This is a genomic window from Agrobacterium sp. CMT1 (assembly GCF_037203725.1).
GTDB lineage: Bacteria > Pseudomonadota > Alphaproteobacteria > Rhizobiales > Rhizobiaceae > Agrobacterium > Agrobacterium pusense.
Genome location: NZ_JBBCAR010000014.1, coordinates 23,534 through 42,745 on the forward strand (window position 1 = coordinate 23,534; position 19,212 = coordinate 42,745).

Annotated in this window: 16 protein-coding genes; 13 read left to right on the forward strand and 3 right to left on the reverse strand. The window is 59.7% G+C overall.

The window, feature by feature from the left end; genetic code table 11:
- The first annotated feature begins 14 nt into the window (after window positions 1–14).
- The 10 genes from WA845_RS16360 to WA845_RS16405 all read left to right on the forward strand — a co-directional run bounded on the left by WA845_RS16360 (window position 15) and on the right by WA845_RS16405 (window position 11,795).
- Window positions 15–1,223, forward strand: a complete 1,209-nt coding sequence (locus WA845_RS16360; protein ID WP_034497759.1) for an MFS transporter — start codon at window positions 15–17, stop codon at window positions 1,221–1,223.
- 137 nt (window positions 1,224–1,360) lie between these two features.
- A complete protein-coding gene (locus WA845_RS16365; RefSeq protein ID WP_337322453.1) occupies window positions 1,361–1,870 on the forward strand; it encodes a cytochrome P460 family protein in 510 nt (169 codons plus the stop codon).
- A 181-nt stretch (window positions 1,871–2,051) separates the two neighbouring features.
- A complete protein-coding gene (locus tag WA845_RS16370) occupies window positions 2,052–3,830 on the forward strand; it encodes a redoxin domain-containing protein (protein WP_162719084.1) in 1,779 nt (592 codons plus the stop codon).
- Between the two features lie 36 nt (window positions 3,831–3,866).
- On the forward strand, window positions 3,867–4,625 hold the full coding sequence (locus tag WA845_RS16375) for an alpha/beta fold hydrolase (RefSeq protein WP_022563956.1): 759 nt from the start codon (window positions 3,867–3,869) through the stop codon (window positions 4,623–4,625).
- A 204-nt stretch (window positions 4,626–4,829) separates the two neighbouring features.
- Window positions 4,830–5,876: an alpha/beta fold hydrolase gene (locus WA845_RS16380; protein ID WP_112552909.1), complete on the forward strand. Its 1,047-nt coding sequence runs from the start codon at window positions 4,830–4,832 to the stop codon at window positions 5,874–5,876.
- A 94-nt stretch (window positions 5,877–5,970) separates the two neighbouring features.
- On the forward strand, window positions 5,971–6,711 hold the full coding sequence (locus tag WA845_RS16385) for a response regulator (RefSeq protein ID WP_022563954.1): 741 nt from the start codon (window positions 5,971–5,973) through the stop codon (window positions 6,709–6,711).
- A complete protein-coding gene (locus WA845_RS16390) occupies window positions 6,708–8,051 on the forward strand; it encodes an ATP-binding protein (protein WP_112552908.1) in 1,344 nt (447 codons plus the stop codon). The genes WA845_RS16385 and WA845_RS16390 overlap by 4 nt, the downstream gene beginning before the upstream one ends.
- A 116-nt stretch (window positions 8,052–8,167) precedes the next feature.
- Window positions 8,168–8,584, forward strand: a complete 417-nt coding sequence (locus WA845_RS16395; RefSeq protein WP_112552906.1) for an organic hydroperoxide resistance protein — start codon at window positions 8,168–8,170, stop codon at window positions 8,582–8,584.
- 289 nt (window positions 8,585–8,873) lie between these two features.
- A complete protein-coding gene (locus WA845_RS16400) occupies window positions 8,874–10,292 on the forward strand; it encodes an aldehyde dehydrogenase family protein (protein WP_174150417.1) in 1,419 nt (472 codons plus the stop codon).
- Window positions 10,293–10,472: 180 nt separating this feature from the next.
- A complete protein-coding gene (locus WA845_RS16405; RefSeq protein ID WP_112552902.1) occupies window positions 10,473–11,795 on the forward strand; it encodes an epoxide hydrolase family protein in 1,323 nt (440 codons plus the stop codon).
- 117 nt (window positions 11,796–11,912) lie between these two features.
- Here the strand turns inward: WA845_RS16405 and WA845_RS16410 are convergent, their stop codons facing one another.
- The 3 genes from WA845_RS16410 to WA845_RS16420 form a co-directional block, all read right to left on the reverse strand.
- Window positions 11,913–12,119, reverse strand: coding sequence for a hypothetical protein (locus tag WA845_RS16410; RefSeq protein WP_034497773.1), 207 nt, complete (start codon window positions 12,117–12,119; stop codon window positions 11,913–11,915).
- Between the two features lie 393 nt (window positions 12,120–12,512).
- A complete protein-coding gene (locus WA845_RS16415; RefSeq protein ID WP_034497775.1) occupies window positions 12,513–13,493 on the reverse strand; it encodes an alpha/beta fold hydrolase in 981 nt (326 codons plus the stop codon).
- A 15-nt stretch (window positions 13,494–13,508) separates the two neighbouring features.
- Window positions 13,509–14,027, reverse strand: a complete 519-nt coding sequence (locus WA845_RS16420; protein ID WP_112552898.1) for a Dps family protein — start codon at window positions 14,025–14,027, stop codon at window positions 13,509–13,511.
- 412 nt (window positions 14,028–14,439) lie between these two features.
- On the opposite strand from WA845_RS16420, the gene WA845_RS16425 reads away from it, so the two are divergent.
- The 3 genes from WA845_RS16425 to WA845_RS16435 all read left to right on the forward strand — a co-directional run bounded on the left by WA845_RS16425 (window position 14,440) and on the right by WA845_RS16435 (window position 19,162).
- Complete coding sequence (locus WA845_RS16425) at window positions 14,440–16,734, forward strand: FdhF/YdeP family oxidoreductase (protein ID WP_022563947.1); 2,295 nt, start codon at window positions 14,440–14,442, stop codon at window positions 16,732–16,734.
- 198 nt (window positions 16,735–16,932) lie between these two features.
- Complete coding sequence (locus WA845_RS16430; RefSeq protein ID WP_107340434.1) at window positions 16,933–18,513, forward strand: PAS domain-containing sensor histidine kinase; 1,581 nt, start codon at window positions 16,933–16,935, stop codon at window positions 18,511–18,513.
- Window positions 18,506–19,162: a response regulator transcription factor gene (locus WA845_RS16435; protein ID WP_107340433.1), complete on the forward strand. Its 657-nt coding sequence runs from the start codon at window positions 18,506–18,508 to the stop codon at window positions 19,160–19,162. The genes WA845_RS16430 and WA845_RS16435 overlap by 8 nt, the downstream gene beginning before the upstream one ends.
- Window positions 19,163–19,212: the final 50 nt, after the last annotated feature.

Genomic DNA, 19,212 nt, shown 5'->3' on the forward strand with positions numbered 1-19,212 from the left:
CAAGGAGAGATACCATGACCGACACCACATCAGAGTTTGACGGGACAACAATGTCCCTCGACATCGAGGAGCAACCCGCGTGGACAGCCGCCACATGGTTCGCGGTTCTTTCGATGGCGGCCACCAGCTTTGCGCTGGTATCGGCCGAGTTCCTGCCGGCGGGACTGTTGACGCCGATGGCGCGTGACCTCGGTATCACCGAAGGGACCGCCGGACAGGTCGTCACGGCCACGGCATCCGTCGGCGCAGTGACGGCGCTGTTGAGCAACGTCCTCATCGGCAGGCTGAACCGCAAGACCGTGCTTGTCGGTCTGAGTGCACTGGCGATCGGCTCAAACCTTCTTGCTTCCTTTGCAACCGATTTCTGGCTTCTGTTGCTGGGCCGGGCCGGGCTCGGGATTGCTCTCAGCGGGTTCTGGGCGCTTTCGGTTGCCGTCGTGGCAAGGCTTGTCGGCGCAAATGCGACCGGGCGCGGCATGGCTATCGTTACCCTCGGCGTTTCGCTCGCCACAATCGCCGCGCCTTCGATGGGAGCCCTTATCAGCGACTGGCTGGGATGGCGCACGGCAATGTCGATGACGGCAGGGCTTGCCGTCATTGCCATGCTGCTGCAAATCCTCAGCCTGCCGTCGCTGCCTGCGAGCACCAGTAACAGCCTTTCCGATGTTTTCCGGCTGACGCGGCGGCGTAGCGTTCAGCTGGCCATGCTCGCGATCCTCCTGCTCATGACGGGACATTTCGCCGGATCGGTCTATGTCCGTCCCTTCCTCGAGCAGGTGACGCTCCTCGGTACAACGCCGATTGCTCTCGCACTGCTTGGATTTGGCGTCGCCTCGGTGATTGGCAACGTCGCGGGTGGCCGGATGGCTGATGCCAGTATCCGTCTCGCACTCATCGTCACCGCCGCGCTGATGGCATTTGCAACGATTTCCCTGGTTCTTTGGGGCGTCCATACCGGTGCCGCATTTGCTCTCGTCGCCCTTTGGGGCCTTGCCTTCGGCATGGCGCCTGTCGTGCTGCCGACCAACCTTTCCCGGGGCGCGCCGGATGCGCTGGAGGCGGCAGGCAGCCTGATGGTCGTTTCTTTCCAGGTGGCCATCAGCATCGGTGCAGTGTTCGGCGGCTATATCGTCGATTCCTACGGCGCCACCGCGCCGCTGGCTCTGACCGCGATCCTCGCGACATCCACCGTCGCGCTCGCGCTGCTACAGCGCGCCGATTGATATGTGTGTGCCGGCGCTTCCCTCGCCGGCACAATCGCTGCTACGATCTGATACATAAATCCCGGTTTCAGGAAACATGCCGGATACCTGCCGCGCAGATCATCGTCTGATCGTTTTCGGATCAGGCAGGATTTGTCATGAAGAACCAGATTTTCTTTGCCGTCACTCTTGCAGTTGCGGCAGCAGGTTTCGGAGCCGCTTATTCAAGCCTTGCGGACAGCGCGCCGGAAAACGCCTCACCCCTCTATGGCGTTACGCTTCCCGAGGGATATCGAGACTGGCGCTTCATCGCTCCCGCACAGGAAGCGCCGCCGCTCGATGAGCTTCGTGCCGTTCTGGCAAACGACATCGCCGTGAACGCTTACAAGAGCGGAACCCTGCCCTTCCCTGATGGCTCGATACTGGTGAAGCTTGCCTACAAGCGGCAGCAATCCGCGGAATTTCCACCAGCCACGGTGCCGGGCGCGGCAACCACCGTGCAGGTGATGGTCAAGGACTCCAGGAAATATCCTGACAGCCATGGCTGGGGCTTCGGGCGCTTCGTCAACGGCAAACCGGTCGATACCGCACAGCACGAGACTTGCCTTTCGTGTCATGTCGGCAACGTCAAGGACCACGATTTCGTTTTCACACGATACGCGCCCTGACGAGCAAAGGGCCACGCCGCCGTTACCCTTCATGGTCGACGGTCCGTCCGCTCGCCTACACTCCCATACAAAATCGCCCACACACCGACACATCAGAGATACGCGACGCCGGGAAGGTGGCGCCATTACCGGCTCACCTTCGCCGCCCGGTGCCCCTAATCCCAGCTGAAAGGAAAAGATAATGACGCTTCTGGTCGTTGCCTATCTCGGGGGCGTGCTGACAATTCTCAGCCCCTGCATCCTGCCTATTCTTCCCTTCGTCTTCGCGCGGGCCGGCCAACCGTTCCTGCGCAGCACGCTGCCGCTGCTCGCCGGAATGTCGATCACCTTTGCCGCCGTTGCGACGCTCGCTGCCATCGGCGGCAGCTGGGCGATCAACGCCAACGAATATGGCCGGCTCGCCGCCCTTTCAATGCTCTCCCTTTTCGGAATTGGGCTGATGTCACCGAAGTTCGCCTCTGTCCTGTCCCGTCCGGTCGTTGAATTCGGCAACCGACTTGCCAATGCCGCCGGCAAGCCCGATGCCGCCCCGACGGTCACTGGCTCCCTGCTGCTCGGCATCGCCATCGGGCTCCTGTGGGCGCCCTGCGCCGGCCCAATCCTCGGGATCGTGCTGACCGGTGCGGCCCTGAAGGGCGCCAATCTGGAAACCAGCCTGCTGCTTTCCGCCTATGCCGCCGGTGCTGCGACATCGCTTGCCGTCGCCGTCCTCATTGGAGGCAGGGTGTTTGCGGCGATGAAGCGTTCCCTCGGTTTCAGCGAGCGTATTCGCCAGGCAACCGGGGCAGCGGTGCTGGCAGGCGTTGCCGCCATCGCGCTTGGACTGGACACCGGTTTTCTATCGCAGATTTCCTATGCCAGCACGACATCGTTCGAACAGCACGTTCTTGATCGTCTCGACGCCGCCAGAGGGCCCGAACAGAAGGTCGAATTAGCGGAGAAAACCGCAGCCACAGCGCCGGACGGTGACGCTGCCACCATGCGCCCGGCACTGCCGGTTGAAGGCACCGCGCCGTCCCTCGATGGTGCTGTCGAATGGCTGAACTCCCCGCCGCTCGCCCGTGAAGACTTGCGCGGCAAGGTCGTGCTCATCGACTTCTGGACCTATTCCTGCATCAACTGCATCCGCACCCTTCCTTATGTGCGTGCCTGGGCGGAGAAGTACAGGGATCAGGGTCTCGTCGTCATTGGCGTGCACGCGCCCGAATTTGCCTTCGAAAAGAAGATCGACAATGTCAGACAGGCCGTCGCCGGCTTCAAGATCGAGTATCCGGTAGCAATCGACAATGATTACAGGATCTGGCGCGCCTTCGATAACAGCTACTGGCCAGCGCATTACCTGATCGATGCCAAAGGCCAGATCCGTTACCACCACTTTGGTGAGGGAGAGTACAGGGAGACCGAAGAGGCGATTCAGGATCTGCTGCGCGAGGCGGGCAGCACCGGCGCATCCGCCACCGAGACTGTGACGCCCGAGACAAAGGGGGCTGAAGCCGGCGCGGACATGAGCCACATGCTCTCCGGCGAAACCTATGTAGGCTACCGTCAGGCGCGAGGCTTTGCATCGAACGAGACAATGCGTGCAGACGCACCCCGAGACTATTCGGTCACGGCGCCTGCCCTCAATGAATGGGGGCTCTCCGGCGAATGGACGGTTGGTGCGGAAGCGGCCACCCTTGATGCGGCCAATGGCGGTATCACCTACCGCTTCAGCGCCCGTGACCTGCATCTGGTGCTGGGTCCGGTTGATTCCGGAAAGCCGGTCCGTTTCCAGGTGACCGTGGATGGCCATCCGCCGGGTCCTGATCATGGCGCCGATACGGATGCCAATGGCAATGGCGTCGTCACATCAACCCGCCTTTACCAGCTCGTTCGCCAGTCCGGCACCGTGACAGCAAAAACCTTCACCATCCGCTTCCTCGACCCCGGTGTGCAGGCCTACGCCTTCACCTTCGGTTGACCCGTTTTTATCCGGCCACATGAAAGGAATAACACGATGCATCATCGTCTCATGCCAAGATTCGCGCTCGCCTTTGCAACCGCGCTGATTGCGTTTGCCGCACAGGCAGCGGAGGTAAAGAATATCGTCATCGTCCACGGGGCGCTTGCAGATGGTTCTGCCTGGCGCAAGGCAACGGACATCCTCGAAAGCCGTGGTTTCAACGTCACCATCGTCCAGGAACCCATCACCTCGCTTGCCGATGATGTGGCAGCAACAAACCGCGTGCTCGATCTCCAGCAGGGCCCCAGCCTGCTGGTCGGACACAGCTACAGCGGCATGGTGATTTCGGAAGCTGGCAATCGGCCCGATGTGGCGGGGCTGGTGTATGTCGCCGCCTTCCAGCCGGAAAAGGGAGAGAGCCTTCTTGACCTCGCCACAGCAAAACCACCCGCCGGAAGCGGCATAAAGCAGACGAAGGATGGCGCCTTCCTCTATCTGGATCCGGCGGTCTTTGCGCAGGATTTCGCCGCCGACCTGCCCCGCGACGAGGCTGCCTTCATGGCCAAAAGCCAGGTCTTCGCTGCCAAGGCAGCCTTCGCAGCCAAGTCGGGCGAACCAGCCTGGAAAACAAAGAAAAGCTGGTCGATCATCGCGACGCAGGACAGGTCGATCAACCCCGATCTCGAGCGTGACATGGCAAAGCGCGCCGGCAGCGCGGTGACCGAGATCGCCGGGAGCCACGCAGTCTTCGCATCCAAGCCCGAAGAGGTCGCAGACGTCATCACAGAGGCTGCCCGGCGGTCCGCGAAATAAACACGGATCTGGTGGAACGCCACCACAGCCGCTCCTGACATCGGGAGCGGCTGATCTGCATTCAGAGGGCAAGCTGAATGTATCAGTCTGTATATAGAAGGCTCGCTGCTACAAAACCATTCACATCAGGTTCGCCCGGGACACATCGGGGATACACGTACAGCGTTAACTGCCTGTCATCCAAAAAGGACAGGAGAGACGAGAATGAATTCCGAGATCAATTTCCAGCGCCGCCGGTTCTTCGGCATTGCCGCAATGACTGTTGCCGCCGTAGAGTTCGGCGCGGCGGGCCTGGCCCAGGCCAAAGGCGAGGCGCCTTCAGCTACCCCGTCAGCACCAACAGGCGAAAAAACGTCCTTTGGGCCCCTGAAGCAGGTCAAAGCGGGTGTACTCGATGTCGGTTACGCCGAAGCCGGGCCCGAGGAGGGCCCGGTCGCTCTGCTGCTGCACGGATGGCCTTATGACATCTACAGCTATGTTGACGTTGCGCCCATCCTCGCTTCGGCAGGATATCGCGTGCTTATTCCCTATCTGCGCGGATACGGCACCACACGTTTTCTTTCTGATGAAACGGCACGCAACGGGCAGCAGGCAGCACTCGCGGTTGACATGATCGCCTTTCTCGATGTCCTTGGCGTGAGACAGGCCGTCGTGGCGGGCTATGACTGGGGCGCTCGCACGGCCGATATCATGGCGGCACTCTGGCCCGAGCGCTGCACCGGCCTCGTGTCGGTCAGCGGCTATCTGATCGGCAGTCAGGAAATCAACAAAAAGCCACTTCCGCCCAGGGCGGAACTTTCCTGGTGGTATCAGTTCTACTTCGCGACGGAACGCGGCCGTGCGGGTTACGCCGCGAATACCCGCGACTTCGTTCGCCTGATCTGGCAAACGGCCTCCCCGACCTGGAAATTCACCGACGAAACCTTCAATCGTTCCGCTTCCGCGTTTGACAATCCCGACCACGTGGCGATCACCATCCATAATTACCGCTGGCGGCTGGCACTTGCCGAAGGCGAAGCCAAATATGACGACTACGAGCGCCGGCTTGCGAAACTTCCCCTCATCACGATCCCGACGATCACGCTGGAAGGTGACGCCAATGGCGCACCGCATCCGGACCCCTCCACTTACGCATCAAGGTTTTCGGGCAAGTACCAGCATCGCAATATCAGCGGCGGCATAGGGCACAACCTGCCGCAGGAAGCGCCCGAGGCATTCGCCAAGGCCGTTCTCGACGTCGCAAAGCTTTAGGCTTGCCGAAGCCCGCGAACCGTTGTCTTACTGCTGTTGGCAGCGGGCAATGCAGTAGCGGGCCACTGAAACGTCCGCACGATGAAGGCATCCAATGGAACATATCGATCACATTCTCGTCGTGGACGACGACAGGGAAATCCGGGAGCTGGTTTCCAGCTACCTGAAGAAGAACGGCTTGCGAACAACGGTGGCTGCCGACGGACGGCAGATGAGAAGTTTTCTTGACGGCAATACCGTCGATCTGATCGTGCTCGACGTGATGATGCCGGGCGATGACGGTCTGGTTCTCTGCCGTGAGTTGCGGGCCGGAAAGCACAAGGCCACGCCGGTTCTAATGCTGACTGCCCGCGATGACGAGATGGACCGGATCATCGGGCTCGAAATGGGCGCCGACGATTATCTGTCGAAGCCCTTCGCCGCCCGGGAGCTTCTCGCACGGATCAAGGCAATCCTGCGCCGCACCCGGATGTTGCCGCCCAATCTGCAAATCAGCGAAGCGGGGCAGCTCCTGACCTTTGGCGACTGGCGTCTTGACACGGTGGGCCGCCATCTGCTGGACAGGGACGGTACGACCGTGGCACTGAGCGGCGCTGAATACCGGCTTCTCAGGGTGTTCATCGATCATCCCCAGCGCGTCCTCAACCGCGACCAGTTGCTGAACCTCACACAGGGGCGCGATGCCGAAATCTTCGACAGATCGATCGATCTTCTTGTAAGCCGCGTGCGTCAGCGGCTGGGAGATGATGCGCGGGAACCCACCTACATCAAGACGGTGCGTGCGGAAGGTTATGTCTTTTCCGTTCCGGTGGAGATTTCGGAGCCAAGGGCATGAAAGGCCGGCATCTGATTGCCGGCTGGTGGCCACGCTCGTTGCGGTCCAGACTCTTTCTCATCCTGCTTGCCGGGCTTGCCATTGCCTACGGGTTGTCGTTCAGCATCCTCTTTGCCGAACGGTATATGTCTGCCAAAGCAGTCATGCTCGGGACACTGGAGCAGGACCTTGCGGTATCCATCGCCATCATAGACCGCCTGCCAGCGGAAGAACGGGCGGGATGGGTGAACCGCCTCGGCCGCAGCAACTACCAGCTCATCCTCGGTCCGGGCCTTCCCGGCGTCGCCGACATGTCCGGGCGCGGGGCAGAAATCGCGCAGAGGATCGAAGAGGCCGCCGGGCACCGGTTTCCGGTCAGGGTGGAATCCATTCCCGGCGACGGCAAAAGGCTTCAGGCTCATCTGACGCTGTCGGACGGCTCGCCCCTGACAATCGACGTAACACCAAGGGGTGTCATGCCCATCGCCGAATGGCTGCCCTACGTCTTCGCCGCACAAATGTCCCTTCTCCTCCTCTGCACCTGGTTTGCCGTGCGGCAGACGACCAGACCCCTCAGCGCGCTGGCAGCGGCGGCGGAAGCGCTCGATCCGGGGGAGAAGGGGTTGCCGATGAGTGAGAGCGGCCCGAGCGAAGTTGCCCACGCGGCTCGTGCATTCAACGCCATGCGCGATCGCGTCGCACAATATCTTGAGGAACGCGTCCAAATCCTCGCGGCGATTTCACACGACCTGCAGACGCCCATCACTCGGATGCGGCTGCGGGCCGACATGGCTGATGATACGCCGGAAAAGGAAAAGCTGGTCAGTGACCTGCGTGAAATCGAACGTCTGGTGCAGGACGGGATCGCTTATGCGCGCAGCGCCCACGGCAACGGCGAGAAGTCCTCTCGCATCGATCTGGCATCCTTCATCGACAGCATCGCCTACGACTATCAGGATACCGGAAAGGCGGTCACGGTTTCAGGCATTGTGCGCGGCACGGCGTCTACAAAACCGCACGCATTGCGACGGATACTCACGAATTTCATAGATAACGCCCTCAAATTTGCTGGCAGTGCCGAAATAAAAGTGGATCGGCATGCTGAAGGCGCCGTTGTCATCACGGTGCTCGACAAAGGACCGGGCATTCCCGACGACATGCTGCACAACGCCATGCAGCCATTCTTCCGGATTGAAACATCGAGAAATCGCGACACGGGCGGAACGGGCCTCGGGCTTGCGATTGCGCAGCAGCTTGCCGGAACGATCGGCGGCGCGGTACGCCTCTATAACAGGCAGGGTGGCGGGCTGGCGGCCGAGGTTTCTTTTCCCTCACACGAAGGCAGGCCGAGCACCTCGTAACGCGCCGATACGTTTCGATACAGTTTCGCGTTTTCCGGAAACATGGCCGATACGCTGATCCCTCACAAAGCTCCTATCGCAAAACGCCGCGGCAGCGGCAATCAAAGGAGCCTCCCATGACCAGAATCGAGATTTTTCTTTATACGGGCAAGACCCGCACGACCGGCGGCCGTGACGGATCGGCGCAAAGCGACGACGGCGCGCTTTCCATCAAACTCTCGCCTCCGGGCAGCGGCAAGCCGGGAACCAATCCCGAACAGCTTTTTGCGGCAGGCTGGTCGGCATGTTTCATCGGCGCAATGACAAAGGCAGCGGCCAGGCGCCAGCTTCGCCTTCCGGCTGACACCGCCGTCGATGCTGAGGTTGACCTCGGCACGACGGGTGGCGAGTTCTTCCTGCAGGCCCGCCTGTCCGTCAGCATGCCGGGCATCGATCGTGCCGCCGCGCAGGCGATCGTCGAGGATGCGCACCAGATCTGCCCGTACTCCAAGGCAACGAGGGGAAACATCGATGTCACACTCAAACTCGCATAAACCGCTTTTCCGCCCGCGTTGGCTCGTCATCGCCCTCGTGCTCTCGGCAATATTCGCGGTGTCCTGTGTCTATGACGCAAGTTCAGACGAGCCTTCGCCGCTTGCGGGACTTCTGGGCGCGCTTTCAGCGATGTGACCCTGGGAGCGGCTCGGCGCATGTCGCAGCCGCTTCACACTTTCACCTCCGCGTGCCCCTCCAATCCACTTACGGAAGTTCCTTTGGGGGCAGTTCGCCGCGTTACGCTGCGACCATCGAACCGAACTTCCGACCTTCAATGAGGCCAGATCAATGCGAACAATAGAACAGATCTACGTCGACGGTGAATTTGTCATCCCGGTCGGCGATGAGCGGCTGGACCTTTTCAATCCGGCAACCGAAGAAAAAATCGGCGAGGTCCGTCTCGGCAACACCCATGATGCAAGGGCGGCGGTGGCAGCTGCAAAACGCGCTTTTCCGGCCATGGCGGCCTCGACCAAGATGCAGCGTATCGATATGCTGCGCAGCTTGCGCGATGTGGTCGCCGAGAGGCCGGATGAGCTTGCGCAAGCCATGACCGAAGAATACGGCGCACCCGCTTATTTTACGGCGTTCTCTGTTCAGAACGCCGCTTCAGTTTTTGATGTGATGGCCGAGACCGTTAGGAACTACGACTTTGACCGTGTTGTGGGCAAAAGCACGGTCAGGATGCTGCCCCGCGGCGTTCTTGCCGCTATCACACCTTGGAATAGCAATTTCGGATTTATCGCCACCAAGCTTGCCCACGCGATCGGCTCCGGTTCGTCCCTCGTCATCAAACCGGCAGAACAGAGCGCATTTCAGACGGATTTATTCCTGAGGAGGCTGCACCGGGCCGGCCTTCCGGCGGGGGTCTTCAATGTCATTAACGGCACGGGGCCCGTGGTCGGTGCGGCGCTGACGCAGAATCCCGACGTTGCGACCGTCAGTTTCACCGGCTCCACTCAGGCCGCAAAAATAATTCAGCGCTCCGCGATCGACGGCATGAAAAGATTGGTTCTTGAGCTCGGAGGAAAGGCGCCCACAATCATCCTTCCGGACGCCAACCTCGAAACGGCGATCCCTGTTGCCCTGATGTCAGGTTTTGCAAACAGCGGTCAGGCCTGCGTCGCGGGCACCCGCATCATCGCCCCTCGGTCCCGCCTTACAGAGATTTCGGAGAAGCTCCGGATGGAGACTGGGAAATTCAAGGTCGGCAACCCCCGCGATCCGGAGGTTCGGATAGGACCTCTCGCGAACGCTGCGCAGTGGGAGAGGATTCAGGCCTATATCCGACTCGGCATCGACGAAGGGGCGACCCTGCTGACGGGCGGCACCGGGCGGCCGGCTGGAATGGAAAAGGGCTGGTTCGCCCGTCCAACAATCTTTGCCGGGGTCAGGAACGACATGCGCATCGCCCGCGAGGAGATCTTCGGCCCGGTCCTCTGCCTTATTGCCTATGACAACGAAGACGAGGCCATCGAGATCGCTAATGACAGCGATTATGGACTTCAGGCATATGTGCTCGGATCCGACCTCAGGCGCGCCGAAAAAATTGCCGAAAGGTTGGTGGCAGGCCGTGTCGTCATCAACGGCGCTCCTCATGATCCCCGCGCGCCCTTTGGCGGTTTCAAACAGTCTGGCATTGGCAGGGAAATCGGTGCCTTCGGCCTCGATGGTATGCTCGAACCGCGCGCCATTCTCACTCCGTGACACCAATTTTTTCCAAGCCGATACCGGCGCGCTCCGGTCTGCTGCACGCCGCAGCGTCAGCCGTCTGAAAGCCGACGTTCGGTGACGCAACACCAGGTCAAACCTAGCAGCCGGGACACGAGCAACATCTACCAGTCTCGGGTGCGAATAATTGCAAAAACTCATCATATGGAGAGAAATATGACCTACATACTTCATCCGGCGGAAACCGGGCGCGGCACAGCGATGGTGCTTGGGTCTGCCATAGCCGTACTGATGGCCTTTTTCCCGGCCCTGGCAGCGGAAACTGCCAAACCATCCCAATCACAGACAGCCCGGGAAGACGATAGCATTCACCCGTTCCAAGTGCATATTGACCAATCACAGATTGACGACCTCAAGGCGAGAATCAAAAATGCACGCTGGCCGGACAGGGAGACCGTGGGGGATATCTCCCAGGGCATCCAGCTCTCGCGGGTTCAGGACCTCGTTCGATACTGGGGCAGCGCCTATGACTGGCGAAACGCCGAAAACGAGCTCAACGCATTGCCTCAGTTTATCACCAGTATCGACGGTGTAGACATCCACTTTATTCATGTGCGCTCACGCCACCCCAATGCCCTGCCTGTCATCCTTACCCATGGCTGGCCGGGTTCAATCTTCGAGTTCACGAAGGTTATCGGCCCGCTGACGGATCCGACCGCTTATGGGGGCAAAGCCGAAGACGCATTCGATGTGATCATTCCGTCGATACCCGGTTATGGTTTTTCAGGTCATCCAACAGATCTCGGCTGGGGACCGGATCGTGTTGCACGCGCTTGGGACGTTCTAGTGAAGCGTTTGGGCTACACACGTTATGTCTCCCAAGGTGGCGACCATGGCTCGGTCATTTCCGATGCTCTCGCACGCCAAGCTCCGAAGGGTCTGCTTGGCATCCACCTCAATATGCCGGCCACAGTTCCCGGAACGCTGATGAGGGGTATCAGCAGCGGTGACGCTGCGCCGGCAGATCTCTCGCCTCCCGAACGAGATGCCTACAACGCTCTGCAGACGTTTTTCGGCAGAAACGCTGCTTACGGCGCGATGATGGTCACGCGACCGCAGACGATCGGATATTCTCTCTCGGACTCTCCCATTGGTCTCGCATCGTTCATCTATGAGAAGTTCGCGCAGTGGAGCGACAGCAATGGTGAACCCGAAAGTGTTCTTTCAAGGGACGAGATGCTCAACGATATCACCTTATACTGGTTGACCAACAGCGGCGCCTCTGGCGCACGCTTCTATTGGGAAAACAACAACAACAACTTCAGCGCGGACGCCCAGAAGACCCGCGACATTAAGATCCCCGTCGGTATCACGGTGTTTCCCAAGGAGATCTACCAGGCGCCCGAGAGCTGGAGCAGGCAGGCCTATCCGTCACTCGCCTATTATCATCAGGTGGATCACGGCGGGCATTTTGCAGCCTGGGAGCAGCCCGATATTTTCTCCCGTGAGCTGCGGGAAGCTTTCCGAAAACTGCGCTGAATCCCGTCAGACAAGCGCGGGATCAGCCCGCGCTTCACCACCTATTGCGTCTGGTCTTTCTATAACGCAAAGAAGCCGCCCCCGATTTGGGGCGGCTTTATACCAAGCCGAGCCATTTCAGGCGGCAGCAGCAATCCGTTCCTTCATCCACTGATCCAGCGACAGTCGCAGGGTTAAACGTTCGACCTCATCGGTTGAGGCAATTCCAATCAGGTATCTTGCGGCATCGACGGCCATGGCGCAGCCGATCGGAAGACGATTATCTTCGCAAAACTCATTTAAAACCTTGCGGATCTCCAGGAGCGATACGACTTCGTTGGACATCACGGTTCTCCATACTTGATAGCGACGTTGTGCCAATCGATGGGCAAGTCTTGTGTCTGGAGTTTTTCGTCAAAAGCCGGGAATGTTACCCGGATGTAGTTTCACCGGTTTGCGATACAATAAACGACTGTCAACGGTGGCGATCGACGCACACGGCTGGCACTTTGGTGCTGGGACTTGACCGAGACTGCTTCAGCCCGGCGTCGCCCTCAATATCCCGCCCTGTTCTGCACGAGAGCGGAAGCTCAAGCTGGATATCCTCCATTTCCGGCAGGCTCGCGATCCCGTCACGAAGGAGAGGAGTTTCATCAGCTGGTCTGAACGGCATCGAAATCTCCTTCTCCGCGGGAACCGGCCGCCGCCCGCTTTCGCTGGCAGCGGCGCCTTACGCGATCAGCCTTTCACAAAAGCCAGCAGATCGGGATTGATAACGTCTGCATGGGTGGTGAGCATACCATGCGGGTAACCTTTATACACCTTCAGCGTCCCGTTCTTCAGAAGCTTGACCGACAATTCGGCGGAGGCCGCAATCGGCACGACCTGATCGTCATCGCCGTGAAGGACAAGCGTGGGCACCGAGATTGCCTTCAGGTCTTCCGTCTGATCGGTTTCCGAGAAAGCCTTCACGCCATCGTAATGGGCCTTGGCGCTACCCATCATGCCCTGACGCCACCAGTTCTGGATAACACCGGGATAGACCTTCGCGTCCGGACGATTGAAACCGTAGAAGGGGCCGGTCGGGACATCTAGGAAGAATTGGGCGCGATTATCGGCGACGCCCTTGCGGAAACTGTCGAAGACTTCGATCGGCAGGCCGCCGGGATTGGAATGCGTCTTCAGCATCAGCGGCGGAACAGCGGAGACGAGCACGGCCTTGGCGACACGGCCGTGCGGCTCGCCGAATTTTGCGACATAGCGGGCGACTTCGCCACCGCCTGTTGAGTGCCCGATATGAACCGCATTTCTGAGATCGAGATGTTCGACGACGGCAAAGGCATCGGCGGCGTAATGATCCATGTCGTGCCCATCGCTCACCTGCTCCGACCGGCCGTGGCCGCGGCGGTCATGCGCCACGACGCGATAACCGTTCTCTACAAAGAACAGCATCTGCGCGTCCCAGTCGTCGGATGACAATGGCCAGCCATGATGGAAGACGATCGGTTGGGCATCCTTCGGGCCCCAGTCCTTGAAATAGATATTGACGCCGTCCTTGGTCTTTACGAATGATTCAGTCATTGGAAATGCTCCTTCGGTGGGAGATGGGGTGGAGTTTGAAAAAGCTGTCGATGGTATGGCCATCGCCGTGGAAAGTGCCGCGCCCGCCAGCAGCAGGTGCCGTCTGGAAAGCGCGAGCTCGATGAGATTGCCGGCCATTTCCTTGTCCTGCGTTCAGTGCGCATGGCGCGTGGTTTCAAACAGAAACCATGTGCGCCGCTCGGTCTCGTCGATCCAGTTCTCGATCAGACTGGTGGTCGCGTGGTCGTTGAGGTCGGAGGTAAGGCTGTGCGTTTGCCGAAGGATGGCGGTCAGCTGTTTGTTATCCTCGCGCAGTTCGGCAAGCATATCCTCAGGCGTGACGAAGTCGGCGTCATTATCGAGGAGGCGCTGGAGGCGAGCGATATGTCCGATGGAGCGGATGGTGGTACCGCCGATCTTGCGCGCCCTTTCGGCGATGTCGTCGGTCATGGCAAAGATCTGGGCGCCCTGTTCGTCAAGCAGCGTGTGATAGTCGCGGAAATGCGGACCGGAAACATGCCAGTGGAAGTTCTTGGTCTTGACGTAGAGCGTAAAGACATCCGCCAGCAGGGCGGTCAACGCCGCGGCAATGTCGCGGCTTGCCTCCGCTCCGAGATCGGTCGGGGTTGCAAGTGGAAGCTTGCGGTTTCTCGAAGCTGTTGTCGTGTCCATGATCGTTCTCCTTTGGCACTTGACCGCCCGTTGTTGAGCGTCCCTGTTGCGGCTGTCTGATCGGCCTCGAGAATAGGGAGAAGAACGGGTGAGGAGAAATCGGCTGCTGGTACAGTCTACCCGATACCTAAGTGTAGTTTCGGCTAGCGCCGGCCCGGGATAACGTTTGCCCGTCGCCCCGCCCCTCGGCGATTGGCTCACAGAAGCCAGAAGCTCCGGCGTCCCCTCCCCGGAGCCGCGGATCTCCCTCCCGATCCGCAAAAGGCCGCCCCCGCCGCAGGAGGCGGCCTTTTCGTTTCGCCCTCTGGTGAGCAGGCAACCTATGCATGAGTATGATGTTTAAGCTTGCGTACGTGGGCTACCGTCGTTGCCAACGACAATCGCCAGGCTGCAAAATCGAAGGACTTCCTACATGACAGAACAACGCCCGGAAGGTATCGAAAAATATGATCATCCCGCCGGCGGCTGGGATGCGTTGAAAGCCGTCGCGAAAACCCTCGCCCACCAGCAGATCGTCGCCCAGGGCACCATGACGCTGCTCAAGGCAAATCAACCCGAAGGCTTCGACTGTCCCGGCTGCGCCTGGCCCGATCCCAAACACACCTCATCGTTCGAATTTTGCGAAAACGGCGCCAAGGCGATCACATGGGAATCGACCGCCAAACGATCCGGACCTGAATTTTTCGCACAGCACACGGTCTCCGAATTGTGGCAGTGGACCGACCACAAGCTCGAGGATGCCGGAAGGCTGACCCTTCCGCTGCATTACAAAGCCGAGAGTGATCGCTATGAGCCGATCGCCTGGGACGATGCATTCCGCCTGATCGCGCAGGAGCTCAACAAGCTTGGTGACCCAGACATGGCGGAGTTTTACACGTCAGGCCGGGCGTCCAACGAGGCTGCTTTTCTCTATCAGCTTTTCGTGCGCGCCTTCGGGACGAATAATTTTCCCGATTGTTCCAACATGTGCCATGAGGCAACCAGCGTCGGCCTTCCGAAATCCATCGGCGTCGGCAAAGGCACAGTGACGCTGGAGGACTTCGATCATGCGGATGCGATCTTCAGCTTCGGCCATAATCCGGGCACCAATCATCCCCGCATGATGACGACGCTGCACAATGCCGCAAAACGCGGTGTGCCGATCGTCGTTTTCAATCCGTTGAAGGAACGGGCTCTGGAGCGTTTCGCCGCGCCGCAGGACCCGATCGAAATGGCGACGCTCTCTTCCACTCCGATCGCCTCCGCCTATTATCAGCTGCGCACCGGCGGCGATCTCGCCGCCCTGAAGGGCATCATGAAGGCAGTGTTTCAAATGGATGCGGAAAGCCTCGATGCAGGCGGAGCCGGCGCACTGGACCGGGCCTTCATCGAGCAACATACCTCAGGCCTCGACGTGCTGCGCAGCGATATCGACGCCACCTCATGGGATACGATCTGCTCGGTCAGCGGGCTGACGAGGGAGGCGCTAGAGAGCGCTGCCCGGGTTTACGTGAACGCCTCCAATGTCATTATCTGTTACGGCATGGGTATAACACAGCACGCCAAGGGTACGAGCAATGTCCAGCAGATTGCCAATCTATTGCTTCTGCGCGGCAATATGGGCCGCCAGGGTGCGGGGATAGCGCCCATTCGCGGTCATTCCAATGTTCAGGGCGATCGCACTGTCGGCATCACCGAAATCCCGAACAAGGCGCTGCTGGATGGCATGGAACGCGCCTTCGGTTTTCGCCCCTCCGCCGAAAAAGGCCACAATGCCATAGAAGCCGTCGAGGCAATCATCGCCGGAAAATCCCGGGCGCTCATCTGCCTTGGCGGAAACCTCGCCGTCGCTATGTCGGATACCGCCGCGACCTTCGAAGGTATGCGCAAACTCGATCTCGCTGTCCACATTGCAACGAAGCTCAATCGCTCGCATCTTCTGACGGCACGGACATCGCTGATTTTGCCCTGTTTCGGGCGAACCGATCTGGATACACAAGCCTCCGGCCCGCAGGCGGTGACCGTCGAGGATTCCATGTCGATGGTGCATGCCTCACGCGGTTTCCTCAAACCGCCAGGCGAACTTGTGCGGTCGGAGCCCGCAATCATCGCCGGCATCGCCAAGGCAACCATCGGAAACCGTCACGGCATTGACTGGGACTGGCTGATTGCCGATTACGATCGCATCCGCGACAAGATCGAAGAGGTCTTCCCTGACTTCAGGGATTTCAATAGCCGGGTCCGCGTGAAGGGCGGCTTCCGCCTTGATGTCGCAGCCTCCTTCCGCCGCTGGAACACGGAGAGCGGCAAGGCCAATTTCCTTGTCGCCACCGGGATCGAGGAAGATCCGCTGATCTCCAATCCGGACGCCCTCGTGCTGACGACCATCCGCAGCCACGACCAGTACAATACAACGATCTACGGCATGGATGACCGTTATCGCGGCGTCTTCGGTCGCAGGGACGTCATCTTCATGAATCGGCAGGACCTCGCCGAACGGGGCCTGAAGGATGGCGACCGTATCGATATTCACGGTATCGCCAAAGACAGTGAGGGGCGCCACCTCGTTCAGGGTTTCACGGCTGTTGAGTACGATATCCCGAAAGGCTCGGCAGCGGGTTATTATCCCGAGATGAATGCGGTGGTGGCGCTAGACCGTTATGATCGCCTTTCGGGAACGCCCTCCTATAAAGGCGTACCGATTACGGTGAGTGCAGCAGCTGTCTGACGAGCCAAGGGCCGGTGCGCATTGCAGAGGCCATGGGTGCCTGTGGACGACAGGTCCTGGATGCATATTTTTGCATATGGCCCCGCACCCATTTCCCGCTATCCTGATGTTAAGAGGGCGGTGGCAACCAAGACCTATGTATAGGTCAGGTTGTGCTGAAAAAACCGTATTGTCGGCAAAAATCGCATCGGGGGAACAATGTCGATTGCGTCAATGATGTTTCGCGCGAGAGAGCCGGAGGATGGAGCCCACCATCTGTTTTTTGGAGTTGGCGCGCTGGTGCTGGCAGCAGGTGTATTTTACGTCGACACCTATACCGACATAGAAGGCGCGATCGCCGTTCTCTATGTGATCACGGTTCTTCTGGCCGCGCAGGCCGTGAGCTGGTCAGGACTCATCGCGACCTCCTGCACCTGCGCCATTCTATCGCTGCTGTCCTATGCGGCGACCCATGCGCAGGACGCCGACTTCCAGTCTGCCCTTCGATTGGTGGTCGCCCTTGCAGCGCTGGCCGTTACCACCATGCTGCTGCTGAAAACCGAAACCGCGCGGCTGGCGATGCTGTCCGTCAACGCGGCGCTCAAAGAAAGCGAGGAGCGCTATCGCTCCATTTTCGACCGCACGCGCGTAGCGCTCTGGGAGCGGGACTATTCGAAGCTTCACGCCCTGTTGATGGGCCTCAAGCAACAGGGCGTCACCGATATGCGCGCCCACGCACGCGCCAATCCGGGTTTTACGCAGCAATGCATCGACCTCATCACGGTCGTTGCGTCGAATGAGGCCGGAAAGGAAATGCTCGGTTACGACTCCTCTCTGCGCGGAACCCTTCAGCGGTCGATCGTTTCGTCTTCCGGAAAATTCGTCGATGTCCTGCAGGCGATCATCGACAACCGGCGTGTTTTTGAAGACAAGGTGGTGGTGCGCACGGAAAGCGGTGAAGACAAGCTGGTGCTTCTTTCCATCAGCTTTCCGGCCGAGGCCGCCGCCTTCAATCGCGTGGTGGTGAGCATGGTGGATATCACTCAGCGCGAAATGGCGCTGAAGGCGCTGGCCGAAGCACAGGCGGAGCTGACGAAGGCTTCAAAGGCCGCGGCGGTGGGCGCCATGTCGGCATCACTCTCCCACGAATTGAACCAGCCGCTTGGGGCCATCATCGTCAATGCACAGACATTGCTGCGGTGGCTCGATCGCGATCCGCCGGATCTCGCCGCGGCCCGCCGTTCGGCCGAACGCATGATCCGTGACGGCCAGCGCGCCAGCGACATCATCCAGAACACACGCAGTCAGCTCGCCCATACCAGTGGCAAGACGGAAACCTTCGATCTTGATGAGTTCATTGACGAAACGCTCAGCCTTCTCGAACACGAGCTCGAGCGCAGCGGCACCGCCGTCCACGTGGATAAACAGGCCACTCCGCCAATAACGGCCGTCAGGATCGAATTGCAGCAGGTCCTCATCAACCTTCTCACAAATGCCATTCAGGCGATGGAAGAGGCAGGCAGCACCAATCGCACCATCACGGTGCGGAAAGAACGTGAAGACGGTCACAATATCCATATTGCCGTTCACGACAATGGACCGGGTTTCCCCGCGCAGATGAAGGAAAAGCTGTTTTCACCATTCTACACGACAAAGGAGACAGGGATGGGCATGGGGCTATCGATCTGCCGCACCACTCTGGAAGCGCGCGGCGGCAGGCTGACCGGTGATAATCACCCCCTCGGCGGGGCGGTCTTTACCATTTCCATGCCGATCAGCCAGGAGATGGACCATGCCTGACCCACGCAAGCAGGCGAAGGAGCCACCCCAACCCGTCGTTTTCATCGTCGACGACGACGTGTCGATGCGTGAGGCGCTGACCGATCTGTTTCGCTCCATGAAGTTTGATGCCGAAGCTTTCGACAGCGCCACCGCCTTCCTCGAAAAAGCCAATCTGAACCGGCCGGGTTGCCTGCTGCTCGATGTGCGGCTTCCGGGCATCAGCGGCCTCGACTTCCAGATGCAGCTGGAACGCGTCGGCAACAGGATGCCGATCATTTTCATGACCGGCTTCGGCGATATCCCGATGAGCGTGCGGGCGATGAAAGCCGGCGCCGTGGATTTCCTGACAAAGCCCTTCAAGGAACAGGACATCCTGGACGCCGTCGCGGCCGCGATGGAACGGGATGCATCACGACGCCGCGAAAGCGCCCAGAACGAGGCCGTCGCCTCCCTTGCCGAACAACTGACGCCGAGGGAACGCGAGGTCATGAACGCCGTCGTTCGCGGTCTGATGAACAAGCAGATCGCCTATGAGCTAGGCATCAGCGAAGTCACGGTAAAACTGCACCGCGGCAATGTGATGCGCAAGATGGAAGCGAGATCGGTCGCCGATCTCGTTCGCAAGGCGGAACTGATCGGCGAGAAGATGCGCCCACCTGTATCTTAGTATGGTATCTTTGAGGGCGGCATGGGCGCATAGAGGAAGAAAGAAAAACA